Source organism: Mesorhizobium sp. M7A.F.Ca.ET.027.03.2.1 (assembly GCF_003999175.1).
Taxonomy (GTDB): Bacteria; Pseudomonadota; Alphaproteobacteria; order Rhizobiales; family Rhizobiaceae; genus Mesorhizobium.
In genome coordinates, this window is sequence record NZ_RZOM01001175.1 from 1 (window position 1) to 1,797 (window position 1,797).

A 1,797-nucleotide genomic window follows, 5' to 3' on the forward strand; every position below is an offset into this window, starting at 1 on the left:
CCTATTCCTCGATCGCGGCCAGCATCGGCGCACCGTCCGCCAGCCGTGCTGTCGGTGCGGCCAACGGCGCCAATCCGCTCTCTTTCGTGGTGCCTTGTCACCGCGCCATCGGTAAATCAGGCGATCTCACCGGCTATCACTGGGGCCTGACCCGCAAGCGCGCCATTCTGGGCTGGGAAGCCGGGCAGGTATCGTAATATCGATTTTCCTCGATATTGCGAAGGAAAACATCGATATACCGGCCTTATTAAGTATAAGCGCGATTTCCACTGTGGTTTCCGCCGTTGCAACCCAGGGCAACCTGCGGTTCCTGTAATTGTTATTTTGAGACGTTATTTTAGGTAACTCTAAATTAACCACGATAAAGTGATGATCCCCTCATATTAATCCGGACGATCCGGCTTGATAGGAGGTTCCGATGACATTGTTTCGCGCCGCCTGCGGCGCAGCTCTGCTGGTTGCCAGCCTCGACGAGGCCGCGTTGGCCGCGACGCAGAATGTCATCTTCAATGGCACGATCGCGCCCACCTGCACGCTTGTCGTTGCCACCAACGGCACGATGACGGCCAGTCCCGATCTCCAGTCCCTCAGTTCCCACAACAGCGGCGGCTCGGCTGGGACCGTGACGCTGACGACGACCGGAGGTGTGTCGCTCAGCGTCGACCCCGTCACCACCATGACGGTGCCATCCGCCGACAGCACGTCGACGACCTGGACGCCCACCTACTCCGCCACCGGCGCGCATGCCATCGTCGAGACCGGCTCGGCAACCAGCATCACCACACCCGGCGCCGATCTCGTCTCGGTTCACCTCGCCGGAACCAAAGGCGGCAGCAATCGCTTCGCCAACGGCAATTATCAGGCAACGGTAACGCTGCGCTGCGAATGACGCGCAGCGAAGGAGGGGTCGTTGAAACATGTTCGAATCCTGACGACGGCACTGGCCATCGGATTGGCGCCCATTGCCGTCAAGGCACAATCGATGTCGCCGATGCGTGGCGAGATCAACAGCTTCACCGACGTCTTCGCGGTCCGCATCTTCCCTGCCAATCCCTACGACAGGAAGATCCGGGTCGAAATCCACGTCTACGATCAGGATTTTCAGCCGGTAGATGCCAGGATCTCTCCAAATGTCTTCCAGCTGGCTTCCCAGGCTTCCCGTTCTGTCCTTGTGGTCGTGCCCTTTGACGGCGCGGCCGAGCGTAAAGTGCGTATCTGTACCGAAAGCATCCCGTTCCCCAATCAACAGACGCAGATAAGGGCACAGATATGCGGAAAGTTCTTTGGGCGCCGCAAGTCTTGACACTGGCGCTCGCGGTTAATTGGGCGTGCTCGCCGGCCGGGGCCGAGGACGTCTACAACCTCAACCAGAATGAGAGCGGCTTCAACCTGCCCGGTGTCACCTTGCCCCAGGGCCAGGACGAGGTCCGTGCCGCGGACGGCACCACATGCCGTTCCGCAGTCTCCGGCTCCGGGGCCTATGTCGATCTCGGTCTTATCAGAGGCAACAGCCAGTCCGACAACAGCGTCGCCACCTATGGCCGGGTGGTGATCCCGATCGGGCGTACGCCGAAGCGCGTCGATTGCAGCCGCCTCTATGAGCTTGAGGTCGAGCGCCTGCATCTGGAGCTGAAACTTCTCAAAATGGGCCTCGGCGCCGACGGCCAGACGGCCAGCATCGCCGCCACCGCTCCCGCGACTGCATCGCCTGGATGGGCCAACGAAGGCTGGAGCATCAGGACCGGAAATGGCGATGGCAAGAAAAAGAAGAAGCAGTAGCCGCGCGCTGCTTGCGAT

At 60.5% G+C, this 1,797-nt stretch carries 4 protein-coding genes; all 4 read left to right on the forward strand.

All coding sequences use genetic code 11. From position 1 onward, the window contains the following. Positions 1-197, forward strand: a 197-nt coding sequence (locus EN750_RS32600; protein WP_145968130.1) for a methylated-DNA--[protein]-cysteine S-methyltransferase, incomplete at its 5' end; no start/stop codon positions are given. A 221-nt stretch (positions 198-418) separates the two neighbouring features. Next, positions 419-889 (forward strand): hypothetical protein, encoded by a 471-nt coding sequence (locus EN750_RS32605; RefSeq protein WP_127328316.1) that lies wholly within the window; start codon positions 419-421, stop codon positions 887-889. Between the two features lie 21 nt (positions 890-910). Beyond that, complete coding sequence (locus EN750_RS32610) at positions 911-1,303, forward strand: hypothetical protein (RefSeq protein WP_127328315.1); 393 nt, start codon at positions 911-913, stop codon at positions 1,301-1,303. Beyond that, positions 1,270-1,779, forward strand: a complete 510-nt coding sequence (locus tag EN750_RS32615) for a hypothetical protein (protein ID WP_127399141.1) — start codon at positions 1,270-1,272, stop codon at positions 1,777-1,779. Before EN750_RS32610 ends, EN750_RS32615 begins: the two co-directional genes overlap by 34 nt. Positions 1,780-1,797: the final 18 nt, after the last annotated feature.